The 14700-nt window shown below is 67.2% G+C and carries 12 protein-coding genes; 6 read left to right on the top strand and 6 right to left on the bottom strand.

All coding sequences use genetic code 11. The features are described 5' to 3' along the window. Positions 1–3 precede the first annotated feature (3 nt). Positions 4–381 carry a hypothetical protein gene (locus AAFP35_RS10670; RefSeq protein WP_419221534.1) on the bottom strand — a complete coding sequence of 126 codons (378 nt, stop codon included), beginning with the start codon at positions 379–381 and terminating at the stop codon, positions 4–6. A 55-nt stretch (positions 382–436) separates the two neighbouring features. Here AAFP35_RS10670 and AAFP35_RS10665 point away from each other — a divergent pair, with 55 nt between their 5' ends. Further along, complete coding sequence (locus AAFP35_RS10665; RefSeq protein ID WP_419221533.1) at positions 437–1405, top strand: quinone oxidoreductase family protein; 969 nt, start codon at positions 437–439, stop codon at positions 1403–1405. A gap of 56 nt (positions 1406–1461) precedes the next feature. Here AAFP35_RS10665 and AAFP35_RS10660 read toward each other — a convergent pair whose 3' ends face one another. Further along, a complete protein-coding gene (locus AAFP35_RS10660; RefSeq protein WP_419221575.1) occupies positions 1462–2439 on the bottom strand; it encodes a heme o synthase in 978 nt (325 codons plus the stop codon). A gap of 355 nt (positions 2440–2794) precedes the next feature. On the opposite strand from AAFP35_RS10660, the gene tkt reads away from it, so the two are divergent. From tkt to pgl, 5 genes are read left to right on the top strand one after another with little or no spacing between them, the layout of a single operon-like run. Beyond that, entirely contained in the window at positions 2795–4873 is a 2079-nt protein-coding gene (tkt, locus tag AAFP35_RS10655) for a transketolase (RefSeq protein WP_419221532.1), read from the top strand. Positions 4874–4907: 34 nt separating this feature from the next. Then, on the top strand, positions 4908–6029 hold the full coding sequence (gene tal / locus AAFP35_RS10650; RefSeq protein WP_419221531.1) for a transaldolase: 1122 nt from the start codon (positions 4908–4910) through the stop codon (positions 6027–6029). Between the two features lie 6 nt (positions 6030–6035). Beyond that, positions 6036–7577: a glucose-6-phosphate dehydrogenase gene (zwf, locus tag AAFP35_RS10645; RefSeq protein WP_419221530.1), complete on the top strand. Its 1542-nt coding sequence runs from the start codon at positions 6036–6038 to the stop codon at positions 7575–7577. 31 nt (positions 7578–7608) lie between these two features. Then, positions 7609–8526: a glucose-6-phosphate dehydrogenase assembly protein OpcA gene (locus tag AAFP35_RS10640; RefSeq protein WP_419221529.1), complete on the top strand. Its 918-nt coding sequence runs from the start codon at positions 7609–7611 to the stop codon at positions 8524–8526. Next, on the top strand, positions 8523–9257 hold the full coding sequence (gene pgl, locus AAFP35_RS10635) for a 6-phosphogluconolactonase (protein ID WP_419221528.1): 735 nt from the start codon (positions 8523–8525) through the stop codon (positions 9255–9257). The genes AAFP35_RS10640 and pgl overlap by 4 nt, the downstream gene beginning before the upstream one ends. Before the next feature lies 1 nt (position 9258). Here the strand turns inward: pgl and ppc are convergent, their stop codons facing one another. From ppc to AAFP35_RS10615, 4 genes are all read right to left on the bottom strand, one after another. Then, positions 9259–12111: a phosphoenolpyruvate carboxylase gene (gene ppc, locus AAFP35_RS10630; RefSeq protein ID WP_419221527.1), complete on the bottom strand. Its 2853-nt coding sequence runs from the start codon at positions 12109–12111 to the stop codon at positions 9259–9261. Positions 12112–12250: 139 nt separating this feature from the next. Further along, positions 12251–12484: a preprotein translocase subunit SecG gene (gene secG / locus AAFP35_RS10625; RefSeq protein WP_419221526.1), complete on the bottom strand. Its 234-nt coding sequence runs from the start codon at positions 12482–12484 to the stop codon at positions 12251–12253. Positions 12485–12665: 181 nt separating this feature from the next. Further along, a complete protein-coding gene (gene tpiA, locus AAFP35_RS10620) occupies positions 12666–13472 on the bottom strand; it encodes a triose-phosphate isomerase (protein WP_419221525.1) in 807 nt (268 codons plus the stop codon). Further along, a complete protein-coding gene (locus tag AAFP35_RS10615; protein WP_419221524.1) occupies positions 13473–14684 on the bottom strand; it encodes a phosphoglycerate kinase in 1212 nt (403 codons plus the stop codon). Between the last annotated feature and the right edge of the window lie 16 nt (positions 14685–14700).

The following is a 14700-nucleotide window of genomic DNA, read 5'->3' as shown; positions in this document are numbered from 1 at the left end:
CGATCAGAGAATCGCGTTGTTTCGCGCCTTCGGGAAACGACGCTGGCGGGCGACCCAGCCCGCCATCTTGCGATAATGCGACGGCGCGACGGTGGCGGCGGACGTCAGATCGCGATCCCACTCCGCCGTCTCGAGACCGTCGATCGCATCCACGACCGCATGCGCTGTGGCCAGATCGTCCACGACGCGGTCACCGAGGATCCCACCGGACTCCCCCACCAACGTGATCCGCACCCCGGCGGCACCGATCGGCTGGAGTACCGCCTTCGCAGCACCACCTTCGCGACCGATGAATCCCCTGATCGCGGCCACCACGTCGTTCGGGGCCGAAGCTGCTGCGGGCGTCGCCTCGGCGACGTCGGTATCGGGCTGCTCGCTCATGGGCTGAGCATACCGTTGTCCCCGAACGGGTCCGAACGTGCGGTAGAACAGTGTCATGCGCGCAATCCAGGTGATCCGCCACGGCGGTCCGGAGGTCCTCGAGTACGCCACCGTCGACGATCCGAGCCCCGGTCCCGACGATGTGGTGGTGCGCACCCGGGCCGTCGGCGTGAACTTCATCGACACCTATCTGCGTCGCGGGATGTACCCGTCGGTGCCGCCCTATGTGCCCGGTACCGAGGGCGCGGGTGAGATCGTCGCAGTCGGCGACGCCGTGGACGATCTCACCGTCGGCCAGCGGGTGTGCTGGGTCGATGCGCCCGCAAGCTATGCGGAGCTGGTCGCCGTGCCTGCCGCGCGCGCCATGCCCGTTCCCGACGCCGTCGCCGACGACGTTGCGGGCTCGGCCATGCTGCGCGGCCTCACCGCGCACTACCTGCTCGACGGCAGCGCTCATCCGCAGTCCGGCGACAGCGTGCTGATCCATGCCGGTGCCGGTGGTGTCGGGCTGATCCTCACCCAGCTCGCCAAGGTGCGTGGCCTGCGCGTCATCACCACGGTGTCCACCGACGAGAAGCAGCAGCTGTCCGAGGCCGCGGGCGCCGACCACGTGCTGCGATATGGCGACGACCTCGTCGAGCGGGTGCGCGCCCTCACCGAGGGGCGCGGCGTGCCGGTGGTCTATGACGGCGTGGGTGCCGACACCTTCGAGCAGTCACTCGCGGTGACCGCGGTCCGCGGCATCGTCGTGCTGTTCGGCGCCGCGTCCGGGCCGGTCCCGCCGTTCGATCTGCAGCGACTCAACGCCGCCGGATCGTTGTCGGTGACCCGTCCGACGCTGGCGCATTTCATCGCCGATCCCACAGAACTGCGGTGGCGTTCGGATGACTATCTCGGCGTGATCGCGGCCGGTGACGTCGATGTCCGAGTCGGTCAGAGGTATCCGCTGGAGCAGGCGGCCCAGGCGCACAGCGACCTCGAGGCGCGCATCACGACGGGAGCGACGGTACTGCTACCGGGCTGACATCGGTCGTCGGTGGCCGATCAGCTCGGTGGCCCCGATCAGCTCGGAGGCTCTGATCAGAAGTAGCTGGTGATGAGCGGCAGGTTGACGACCGCATCGATGGCGAGGCCGCAGAAGAGGATCGCGAGGTACTCGTTGGACTGCAGGAACACCTTCAACGGCGCGACCTCGGCGCCTGCGCGCGTCTCGCGGTAGAGCTTGCGCACCCGATCGGTGAACCAGATTCCCGACAACACGGCGACGGCCGCGTAGATCCAACTGGTGCCCGCGATGAGGATGAACGAGCACAGCACGGTCGCCCAGGTGTAGTACAGCATCTGCCGGGTGACGCGTTCGTCACTGGCGATCACCGGCAACATGGGCACACCGGCGGCCCGGTAGTCCTCCTTGTAGCGCATCGCGAGCGCCCAGGTGTGCGGCGGAGTCCAGAAGAAGATCACCCCGAACAGCACGATCGGCTGCCAGCTGATGCTGCCGGTCACCGCGGCCCAGCCCACCAGGGTGGGCATGCATCCGGCCGCGCCGCCCCACACCACGTTCTGCCAGGTGCGACGTTTGAGGATCAGCGTGTAGACGCCGACGTAGAAGATGATGGTGGCGCTGACCAGCAGGGCGCTGAGCAGGTTGGCCGCCCACCACAGCACCGCGAACGAGGCCACCCACAGCACGATCCCGAAGATCAGTGCACTGCGCGTGGACACCGCGTGCCGGGCCAGCGGTCGACGCGCGGTCCGCTTCATCTTCTGGTCGATGTCGGCGTCGGCGACCATGTTCAGCGTGTTGGCGCTCGCCGCACCCAACCATCCACCGATGAGGGTGAACGCGATCAATGCGATGTCGACATGTCCCCGGTCCGCCAGCAACATCACCGGGATCGTGGCCACCAGCAGGAGTTCGATGACCCGGGGCTTGGTGAGCGCGACGTACGCCAGGAACACGGCCTTCACACGTGACGGCAACGATGTCTCGGACGGCTCGGCGACTGCGGACGGATCGTGGGTGCCACGGGATGCGGCGGACACATCTCCGCTCACATGCTCCCCAATCCTCACAGCCACTCCTCGTCTGCCCTGACGCATTCCAAACGCACTCCGGTACGGCGAAACGACACGACGAGGGCTACTACAGAGCATGGTAGACGGTGACCGGGACGATCAAAGAATCGCCTCCCGGGCCCTCGGGTGTCACTCGCCGCGCCATCGGCGAGGGCGGGCGATTAGTCTGGACGATGTAGCTGCCGAGATCTCGAGCGGCCGATGTGATGAACGACCGGCACGCAGTCGTGACCGGTGCCCGCGGTGGCGATTCACACCGCCCGGCACACTGTGGGTCGTAGATGTACCGAATGCGATGACCTCGCACCGACCAGGCACAGGAGACAGCACGACCGTGGCGCTCACAGATGACATCCGCGCATTGACCCAGCCCGCATACCCGGACGACTGGACCGATGTGGACACCCGGGCCGTCGACACGGCCCGCCTGCTCGCCGCCGACGCGGTGCAGAAGTGCGGCAGTGGTCACCCCGGGACCGCCATGAGCCTGGCTCCCCTGGCGTACACGTTGTTCCAGCGCGTCATGCGCCACGACCCGACCGACCCCGAGTGGGTCGGTCGCGACCGCTTCGTGCTGTCGTGCGGACATTCCAGCCTGACGCTCTACATCCAGCTCTACCTGGGCGGTTTCGGCCTCGAGCTGCCCGACATCGAGGCACTGCGCACCTGGGGTTCCCTCACCCCCGGGCACCCCGAGTTCCGGCACACGAAGGGTGTGGAGATCACCACCGGCCCGCTCGGTCAGGGTCTCGCGTCGGCCGTCGGTATGAGCATGGCCTCTCGATACGAGCGCGGCCTGTTCGATCCCGATGCCGCCGTTGGTGCCAGCCCGTTCGATCACCACATCTATGTGATCGCCTCCGATGGTGACATCGAAGAGGGCGTGACGTCCGAGGCGTCGTCACTGGCAGGCACCCAGCAGCTCGGCAACCTGATCGTGTTCTACGACCAGAACCAGATCTCCATCGAAGACGACACCGACATCGCACTGTCGGAGAACGTCGCCCTGCGCTACGAGGCCTACGGCTGGCACGTCCAGACCGTCGAGGGCGGTGAGGACGTCGTCGCGATCGAGGACGCGATCCGTGCGGCCCAGACCGTCACCGACAAGCCGTCGCTGATCTGCGTGCGCACCATCATCGGCTATCCCGCACCCACCAAGATGAACACCGGCGCCGCGCACGGTGCCGCGCTCGGCGACGACGAGGTCGCGGCCACCAAGAAGGCGCTCGGATTCGACCCCGACAAGAGCTTCGACGTGAGCGACGAGGTCATCGGCCACACCCGGGCACTCGCCGACCGTGGCGCAGCGGCAAAGGCACAGTGGCAGAAGGGCTTCGACGCCTGGGCCTCGGCAAATCCGGACAACAAGGCACTCTTCGACCGGCTGCAGGCGCATGAGCTGCCCGACGGCTGGGCCGATGTGCTGCCGTCGTGGGCGGTCGGCGACAAGGACGTCGCGACTCGCTCGGCCTCCGGCAAGGTGCTCACCGCGTTGGGCGCCATCCTGCCGGAGCTGTGGGGTGGGTCGGCCGACCTCGCCGGCTCGAACAACACCACGATGGACGGTGCCGCCTCGTTCGGGCCGACGTCCATCAGCACCAAGAAGTGGTCGGCGAACCCCTACGGTCGCACCCTGCATTTCGGCATCCGCGAACACGCGATGGGTTCGATCCTGTCGGGTATCGCGCTGCACGGCCCGACCCGCGCCTACGGCGGCACCTTCCTGCAGTTCGCCGACTACATGCGCCCGGCGGTCCGGCTCGCCTCGTTGATGGAGATCGATCCGATCTACGTGTGGACCCATGACTCCATCGGTCTCGGTGAGGACGGCCCGACCCATCAACCGGTCGAGCATCTCGCCGCCCTGCGGGCCATCCCCCATCTCGACGTGGTCCGTCCCGCCGACGCCAACGAGACGGCATACGCCTGGCAGACCCTGCTCGGTCGGCGCAATCACCCCGTCGGCCTCGCACTCACCCGCCAGAACGTGCCGGTGCTCGAGGGCACCTCGGCAGCCGGTGTGGCGGCGGGCGGCTACGTCCTGTCCGACGCGAAGGGTGAGCCTCAGGTGGTGCTGATCGGCACCGGTTCCGAGGTCCAGCTCGCCGTGGAGGCCCAGAAGAGCTTGGCGGACAAGGGAATTGCTGCACGCGTGGTGTCGATGCCATGCGTCGAGTGGTTCGACGAGCAGACCCCGGAGTACCGCGATTCGGTGCTGCCGCCGTCGGTGCCGCGCGTGTCCGTGGAGGCCGGCATCGCGATGCCGTGGTACCGCATCGTCGGTGACCGTGGCGAGATCGTGTCGCTCGAACACTTCGGCGCCTCCGCCGACTACAAGGTCCTCTACACCGAGTTCGGCATCACCGCGGACGCCGTCATCGCGGCGGCCGAGCGCGTCGCCGGCAAGTGAACGTCACCGAGCCGCACAACGTCAGGAGAGAACAGTGACACAGAACGAGAAGCTCGCCGAACTGTCCGCCGCCGGAGTGTCCGTCTGGCTGGACGACCTGTCCCGTGACCTCATCGGCTCCGGTGATCTGGCCACCCTCATCGACACCAAGTCGGTGGTCGGTGTGACCACGAACCCGTCGATCTTCCAGGCCGCACTGTCCAAGGGCACCAGCTACGACGCCCAGGTCAACGAACTCGCCGCCCGCGGCGCCGACGTGGACGCCACCATCCGGACCGTCACCACCGACGACGTGCGTAACGCATGCGACGTGCTCAAGCCGGTCCACGAGGCCTCCGACGGTGTCGACGGTCGCGTCTCCATCGAGGTCGATCCGCGCCTGGCGCACGACACCGATGCCACCGTCGCACAGGCGATCGAGCTCTGGAAGATCGTCGACCGGCCGAACCTGCTGATCAAGATCCCCGCCACCAAGGCGGGGCTGCCTGCGATCACCCGTGTGCTCGCGGAAGGCATCAGCGTGAACGTGACGCTGATCTTCTCCGTCGAGCGCTACAAGGAGGTCATGGACGCCTACCTCGACGGGCTCGACGCGGCCGCGCAGGCCGGACACGACCTGTCCGGCATCCACTCGGTGGCATCGTTCTTCGTCTCCCGAGTGGACACCGAGATCGACAAGCGGCTCGACGCCATCGGCACCCCCGAGGCGCTCGAACTGCGCGGCAAGGCCGGTCTGGCCAATGCACGCCTCGCCTACCAGGCCTACCAGGAGGTGTTCGAGGTCGAGTCCCGCTTCCCCGACCTGCTCGCGCAGGGCGCCCGCCCGCAGCGCGCGCTCTGGGCGTCGACGGGGACCAAGAACGCCGACTACCCGGACACGCTGTACGTCAGTGAGCTCGTGGCACCGAACACCGTGAACACGATGCCGGGCAAGACGATGGACGCCTTCGCCGACCACGGTTGGGTCAACACCGGGTCCATCGTGGGGCTCGCGCAGGAGTCCCAGGCCACCTTCGACGCGATCACCGCGGCGGGGGTCGACCTCACCGATGTGTTCGCGCTGCTCGAGGCCGAGGGGGTGCAGAAGTTCGAGGATGCCTGGAACGAGCTGCTCACCGCCACCACAGATCAACTGGCCGCGGCGACCAAGGGCTGATCCCGGTTGCCCGGCAGCCAGTCGACCTGGAGCAATCCGCTCCGCGATCCGCGGGACAAGCGTCTCCCGCGGATCGCGGGTCCGTGCAGCCTGATCATCTTCGGCGTCACCGGTGATCTGGCCCGGAAGAAGCTCATGCCCGCGGTGTACGACCTCGCCAATCGCGGGTTGCTGCCGCCCTCGTTCGCACTCGTCGGTTTCGCCCGAAGGGATTGGGACGACGAGGATTTCGCGAAGGTCGTGCACGATGCGGTCCGCGATCACGCCCGCACCGGGTTCCGTGAGGAGGTGTGGGAGCGACTCGCCGAGGGGTTCCGATTCGTGCGTGGTTCGTTCGACGACGACGACGCCTTCGATCGGCTCAAGGACACCCTGGCCACGCTCGACAAGGAGCGCGGCACCGACGGCAATCACGCGTTCTACCTGTCGGTCCCACCGAAGGCCTTCCCCACCGTGTGCGAGCAATTGCACCGCAGCGGCCTCGCTCGCGAGGAGAGCCCGGATCACTGGCGTCGCGTGGTGATCGAGAAACCGTTCGGCCACGACCTGGAGTCGGCCAAGGAACTCAACGCCATCGTCAACGGCGTGTTCCCCGAGTCGTCGGTGTTCCGGATCGACCACTATCTGGGCAAGGAGACCGTCCAGAACATCCTCGCCCTGCGGTTCGCCAATCAGTTGTTCGATCCGCTGTGGAGTTCGCACTACGTCGACCACGTGCAGATCACCATGGCCGAGGACATCGGACTCGGCGGCCGGGCCGGGTACTACGACGGCATCGGTGCCGCCCGTGACGTCATCCAGAACCATCTGTTGCAGTTGATGGCGCTGGTGGCCATGGAGGAACCGATCTCGTTCGAGCCCAAGCAATTACAGGCTGAGAAGATCAAGGTGCTGGCCGCGACGCGCAACATCCTGCCGCTGTCGGAGAACACCGCTCGTGGCCAGTACGGACCCGGTTGGCAGGGCAGCCAGAAGGTTCCCGGCCTGCTCGACGAGGAGGGGTTCTCCGAGGGCTCCACCACCGAGACGTTCGCCGCGATCGCCCTCGAGGTCGACTCTCGCCGCTGGGCCGGTGTCCCGTTCTATCTACGCACCGGGAAACGCCTGGGGCGCAGGGTCACCGAGATCGCCCTGGTGTTCAAGCGGGCGCCGCATCTGCCGTTCGACAAGACCATGACCGAGGATCTCAGCCAGAACGCCCTGGTGATCCGCGTCCAGCCGGACGAGGGCATCACGCTGCGGTTCGGATCGAAGGTGCCGGCGTCGAGCATGGAGGTGCGCGACGTCAACATGGATTTCAGCTACGGCACCGCCTTCACCGAGGCCTCCCCGGAGGCGTATGAACGACTCATCCTCGACGTGCTGCTCGGTGAGCCGTCGCTGTTCCCGGTGAACGACGAGGTCGAATTGTCCTGGAAGATCTTGGATCCGGTACTCGAAGCCTGGGCTGCCGACGGCGAACCCGACACCTACGAATCCGGTGCCTGGGGTCCCGCCTCGGCCGACGAGATGATGGCACGCCAGGGTCGCAGCTGGCGACGCCCCTGAGATCGACGACCATGAGAGAGGTTGGTGCACGTTGATCATCGAACTCCCGGACACCTCCACCAACACGGTGGCGCGCAAGATCGTCGAGCTCCGCGAGTCGGGTGGGGCGATCAGTCTCGGTCGGGTGTTGACCCTCGTGGTCTGCGCCGAACACAGCGAGCCGACGGAGGGTGCGATCGAGGCCGCCATCGGCGCCAGCCGGGAGCATCCGAGTCGCGTGATCGTGATCTCGCGCGGCGATCGCGACGCGGAACCCCGGCTCGATGCCGAGATCCGCGTCGGCGGCGACGCGGGCGCCTCGGAGGTGGTGTTGCTGTTCCTGCAGGGAGAGCTCGCACGACACCCCCGTTCGGTGGTCACGCCGTTCCTGCTGCCCGACACCCCGGTGGTGACCTGGTGGCCCGGCACGGCGCCGGACGACCCGGCCGCAGATCCGATGGGCACCCTGGGGGCCCGGCGCATCCTCGACGCCCGCCGGTGCGGACACCCCGACACGGTGCTCGCACAACGCCTCGCGACCTACTCTCCCGGGGATTCCGATCTCGCCTGGACGCAGATCACCCAGTGGCGTGCTCTGCTGGCCTCGGCGGTCGACCGTCCGCCGCACACCGCCATCACCTCCGTCACGGTATCCGGTCCGGCGGGATCACCGTCGGTGGAACTGCTCGCAGGCTGGCTGCGCTCGGCCCTGCAGGTACCGACGACCCGGCACGTGGGCAGCTTCGAGATCCGGCTGGTCCGCGACGACGGGCCGACCGTGCTCGCCATCGACGAAGATCGCAACGCAGTGCTGACCAGTCCCGGCAAACCCGATGGCCGGGTCGCGATGACCCCGCGCGAATTACCCGTGCTGCTGGCCGAGGAACTGCGCCGACTCGACACCGACGAGGTCTACGAACTTGCTCTACGCGGCGCGGCCGAGGTGGAGTACGAGGAGGTACCCGCATGACACCGGAGACCCTGGTCTTCGACGACAAATCCGACCTGGTGGTCACCGCCGCGCGGCGGTTCGTCGACCTGGTGACGCGCGCACAGGCCGATCACGGCGTGGCGTCGGTGGTGCTGACCGGCGGTAGCAACGGCATCGCCATCCTGCGCGAACTCGCCGCCGACAGCGGCGACATCGACTGGTCGAAGGTCGAATTGTTCTGGGGTGACGATCGTTTCGTGCCCGCCGACGACCCGGAACGCAATGTCGGGCAGGCACGCGAGGCCCTGCTCGACCACGTGCCGCTCGATCCCGCCCGGGTACACCCGATGGCCCCGTCGGACGGCGAGTTCGGCGACGACATCGAGGCTGCGGCGGCCGCGTACGACAAGGCGTTGCGCGACACGGCGGCCGGGCATGTCCCCCATTTCGATCTGCACCTGCTCGGCATGGGCGGTGAAGGACACATCAACTCGCTGTTCCCGCACTCGGCCGCGACGCTGGAGTCGGAAAGAACCGTTGTGGCCGTGGAGGATTCGCCGAAACCGCCACCGCGGCGGATCACCCTGACCCTGCCGGTGGTCAACCGCGCCAAGGCCGTCTGGTTCCTGGTCGCCGGTGCCGACAAGGCCGAGGCGGTCGCCGCAGCGCACACCGGCGCACACGCCGCCGACTGGCCGTGCGCCGGCGCCCACGGCACCGACGAGACGGTCTGGTTCCTGGACCGCCCCGCGGCATCGCGCCTGACCTGACTCAGCCCGAGTTGCGTAGTGCGGTGGCCAGACCGTTCATGGTGAGCTGAATCCCGCGGCGCAGTCGCGGGTTGTCGTCACCGGCGCGGAAACGTCGCAGGAGTTCGATCTGCAGCAGGTTGAGCGGCTCGAGATACGGAAAGCGGTTGTAGACCGAACGTTTCAGCGCCGCGTTGTCGGCGAGCAGATCCTGGGTGCCGGTGATCTTCGAGTACATCTCGATAGTGCGTTCGTGTTCGTCGACGATCATCCCGAACACGGTGTCGCGCAGTTGCTCGTCGGGCACGAGTTGGGCGTACCGATGTGCCAGGCCCATGTCCGACTTGGCGAGCACCTGTGCCATGTTCGACATCACGGTGCGGAAGAACGGCCAGTCCTCGTAGTAGCGACGCAGCGTCTCGAGGCGTCGTGGGTCGTCGCCGACCCACTGCTCGAAGGCGGCACCGGTGCCGTACCACCCGGGCAGCATGACCCGAGACTGGGTCCACGACAGCACCCACGGGATCGCACGCAGGTCGGAGATCTTCTCGGTCTGCTTGCGTGAGGCGGGACGACTGCCGATGTTGAGGGCACCGATCTCCGACAGTGGGGTCGACGTGGTGAAATACTCCACGAACCCCGGGGTGTCGTGCACCAGTCGGCTGTAGGCCGCACGGGCCAACTCGGCGATCTCGTCCATGTCGCGATAGGCGGCATCGGAATCGTCGCCGAGACCCTCGACATCGAGCAGTGACGATTCGATCGTCGCGGCCAACAACGTCTCCAGGTTGCGCTGCGCGAGTACCGGTTCGGCATATTTGGCCGCGATGATCTCGCCCTGCTCGGTGATCCGCAACGAGCCCTGGACCGCACCCGGCGGCTGCGCGAGGATGGCGTCGTAGCTGGGACCGCCACCGCGACCGACCGTGCCACCACGACCGTGGAACAGCCGCAGCCGAATCCCGGCCTGCCGTGCCGCCTCGACCAGATCCAGTTCGCCGCGGTACAGCGCCCAGTTGGCCGCCATGTACCCGCCGTCCTTGTTGGAGTCCGAGTAGCCCAGCATCACCTCCTGCATGCCGGCCTGCCCGTCGACGAGGCCCCGGTACAGGGGGATGTCGAGGGCTGCGAGCAAGGTCTGTGCGCCCTGTTGGAGATCCTCGATGGTTTCGAACAGCGGCACGATACGCACCGTCGAGGTGAGTGTGCCGGTCTCGGCATCGATCTCGAGGAGTCCCGCCTCCTTGAGCAGGATCATCGGCTCGAGCATGTCGCTCACCGACGTACACATGCTGATGACGTAGTTCGGCACGGCCGCCGGACCGTAGGCCCGCACCGCGCTCGCCGCGGCCCGCACGATGCCGAGTTCCTTGGCGGCCAGCTCGCTGAGCTCCGCGTCCGGTCGGGTCAGCGGACGACGGGCGGCCAGTTCGTCGGTGAGCACCGCGATGCGCGCTGCCTCGTCGAGGGACCGGTAGTCCGGATGCGCCCCCGCCCAGGCGAGGAGTTCGGCGACGACATCCTCGTGCATGTCCGAATTCTGCCGCATGTCCAGTCCGGACAGGTGGAAACCGAAGGTACGCACCGACTCTCGCAGACCCGCCAACCGGTCGTCGGCGATGATGTCGTCACCGGCCGACCGCAGACCGGCATCGACGACGTCGAGATCGGCGAGCAGTTCGTCGGCGTCGGAGTAGCGCACCGCACCGTCGAGGCCGAACAGGTCCGACGCCTTCATCACGTCCTCGCCGAACAGCTCGGTGGCGGTGGCGACCAGCCTCGACCGGATGTGCCGCAGCGCCAGACGGAACGGTTCGTCGGCCGCGGGTTGATCCCGCGCGACCCCCGCCAGTTCGAAGATCTCGTCGGTCGGCGACATCAGCCGGGTCGACATGCTCAATTCTTCGGCCAGCACCGTGAGTTCGGACAGATGGTGCCCGATCGCCGTACGCGCGGCGAGCGTGGTGGCCATCTCCACGATGTCCCCGGTCACGAACGGATTGCCGTCGCGGTCGCCGCCGATCCACGAACCCATCACCAGCATCGGGTCATCGGTGAGGTCGGCATCCGGATAGGCCGCGCGCAGTGTCTTGCGCACCGAGGTGTTGATCTTGGGCACCACCTCGAAGAACGAGGCGTCGTAGTAGCGCAGTCCCGAGCGGATCTCGTCGGAGATGGTGAGACGTTCAAGCCGGATCAGCGCGGTCTGCCAGAGGGTGAGCATCTGCCTCCGGATGCCCTTGATCACCTCGGCGTCCTCGTCCGCGGTGAGCTCGGTGCGTTCGCGGTATCGCATCAACTCGGTGATCCGGTTCTGTGCCTCGAACACGGATCGACGCCGGGTCTCGGTCGGATGCGCGGTGATGACCGGGACCACCGTCGCATCGGCCAGGGCACGACTCACCTGGGCGTCGGTGAGCCCGGCGGCGCCGAGCTTGGCATAGGTGGCCGCCAGGCTGCTGGACTGTGGCGGATCGCCTGCGCGCACATGAATGGCCCGACGGCGTTCGCGGTGTCCGTCCTCGGCCAGGTTGGCGAGCAACGCAAAGGTGCTGAATGCCCGGATCACCGGCATCACCACCGACAGATCGAGGTCGGTGAACTCGTCGGCGAGGGAGTCTCGGTCGATCTCGGCCCGGCGGATCCGGAACGCGGCGATCCGGGCGTTCTCCACCACGTCGAACACCTCCGACCCGGAGTTGTCGCGGATGGTGTCCCCCAGGATGCCGCCGAGCAGCCGGATGTCCTCGCGGAGCGGCTCGGTCAGTGCCCTGCCCTCGTCGTCGACGACGATGTGATCCACGATCGGGATGGAAGGTCGCCATCCGGGGGCTCCGGCAGAGGGTGCGGGTTCGGGCGTCGTCGATGCGCTCATGGGTTTCAGTATCCCGGCATCGGCCCCGGGGGGCATCCGGACGCGGCCGAAAAACGACGACGACCCGGTCACCCACCCCTACGGGCGGGCGGACCGGGTCGCCGTTTCCGCAACGATCGCGTCGTTGCGGAGAGGTCGTTCAGGAGAGCTTGATGTCCAGGCCGATCGCGACGATGAAGATGAACCAGATCAGTCCGACGAAGATCGTCAGCCGGTCGAGGTTGCGCTCGACGACGCTGGAGCCGGACAGACTGGACTGGACGCCGCCGCCGAACAGCGACGACAGGCCGCCACCCTTGCCGCGGTGCAGCAACACCAGCACCACCATCAACACGCTGGTGATGACCAATCCGATGTCGAGTGCGAGCTTCACGTGTAGTCAGTCCTGTTCGGTCGGTATCTGCACGGTCGGTACCTGCAACTGTGGCAGGTGGTACCCGTCGGTGGGCACAACCTGCCACAGTCTACGCGACCGTCGTCGCGCTTCCAGGATCGGGGCCGGAGCCCGGGCAGAGCCCTCTATCGGGCCCGGTTTCGGGAGTCCGGGCGTGACATCACGGCAGAGGTCCGCCCGCGGCGATCGCCGACAGGCTCGCGAACTCGTCCGACTTCAACGATGCGCCGCCCACCAGGGCACCGTCCACGTCCGACTGTCCGACGATGTCACCGACGTTCTTGGCGTTCACCGAGCCGCCGTAGAGAATCCGCACCGACGACGCGGTCGCCTCGTCGGCGAGTTCGGCCAGGGCGCCGCGCACCGCACGACACACTTCCTGCGCGTCCTCCGCGCCGGCCACCCGTCCGGTGCCGATCGCCCAGACGGGTTCGTAGGCAACGACGAGCTTGGCGATCTCCTCGGCGGTCAGGCCCGCGAGCGAGCCCTTCAGCTGCGCCACGTTGTAGGCGACGTGCTCGCCGGACTCGCGCACGTCGAGTCCCTCTCCGATGCACACGATCGGGGTCAGACCGTGCCGCAGCGCCGCCTTGGTCTTGCCGAGCACCACCTCGTCGGTCTCAGCGTGCAGGGTGCGTCGCTCGGAGTGCCCGACGACGACATAGCTGCAACCCAGCTTGGCCAGGAAGGCTCCGCTGATCTCACCCGTGTAGGCGCCCGAGTCGTGTGCGGACAGATCCTGCGCACCGTAGGTGATCAGCAGTTTGTCGCCGTCGACCACCGTCTGCACACTGCGGATGTCGGTGAACGGAGGGATCACCGTCACGTCGACCTTGTCGAAGTACTTGGCAGGCAACGCGAATGCGATCTTCTGGACCAGTGCGATCGCCTCGAGATGATTCAGGTTCATCTTCCAGTTGCCCGCGATCAGCGGTTTGCGGCCGCCGGTTGTTTTCGACGCTGCCATTCAGCTCTCCAAGACCTTGAGACCGGGCAATTCCTTGCCCTCGAGGTACTCCAACGACGCGCCGCCACCTGTCGAGATGTGCGAGAAGTCGGAATCGGGCAATCCGAGTGTGCGCACCGCGGCAGCGGAGTCGCCGCCTCCGACCACCGTGAACGCACCACCGGCGGTGGTTGCCGCGATGGCCTCGGCGACGCCACGCGTACCCGCCGAGAACTTCTCGAACTCGAACACGCCCGAGGGACCGTTCCAGAAGATGGTGGCCGCACCCGAGAGCACCGCGGTGAACCGCTTGACCGACTCGGGGCCGATGTCGAGACCCATCCAACCGTCCGGGATCTCGTCGACCGGCACCGTCTTGGCCTCGGCGTCGGCGGCGAATTTGTCGGCCACCACCACGTCGGCAGGCAGCCGGATCACGTCGCCGAAGCGGTCGAGCAGGTCCTTGCAGACCTCGATCTGATCTTCTTGCAGCAGCGACGTGCCCACCGAATGTCCTTGCGCGGCAAGGAAGGTGAACGCCATGCCGCCACCGATGACCAGGGTGTCGACCTTGGGTGCCAACGCCTCGATGACGCCGAGCTTGTCCGACACCTTGGAGCCGCCGAGAACCACGGCGTAGGGCCGCTTGACCTCGTGGGTCAACTTGGAGAGCACCTGCACCTCCGCCTCGACCAGCGTCCCGGCGTAATGCGGCAACAGCTTGGCGACGTCGTAGACCGACGCCTGTTTGCGGTGCACGACACCGAAGCCGTCCGAGACGAACGCGCCGTCGTCGCCGACGAGCTCGACGAGCGCCTTGGCCAGCGACTCGCGTTCGGCGTCGTCCTTGGAGGTCTCCCGCGGATCGAACCGGACGTTCTCCAGCAACAGGACGTCGCCGTCGGTCAGTCCCTCTGCCCGTGCGAGGGCATCGGATCCGACCACGTCACCGGCGAGCTGGACGTTGCGGCCCAGTTCCTGCCCCAGGCGCTCGGCGACCGGAGCCAGCGAGTACTTCGGGTCGGGTTCGCCCTTGGGGCGGCCGAGATGCGCGGTGATGATCACCTTGGCACCGGCATCGATCAGCGCCGACAAGGTCGGCAGTGAGGCCAGGATGCGGCCCGGGTCGGTGATCGTGTCCCCGTCGAGGGGGACGTTGAAATCCGACCGAACCAGCACTCCCCGACCTGAAACGCCTTCGGCCAGAAGGTCTTTCAGTGTGGGTACAGCCATGTCTGGGTTTTCCGTT

It is taken from the genome of Gordonia sp. CPCC 206044, from assembly GCF_048537895.1.
Classification (GTDB): Bacteria; Actinomycetota; Actinomycetes; order Mycobacteriales; family Mycobacteriaceae; genus Gordonia.
Note: the sequence above shows the minus strand (reverse complement) of the source record. Positions and strands in the feature narration are given on the sequence as shown.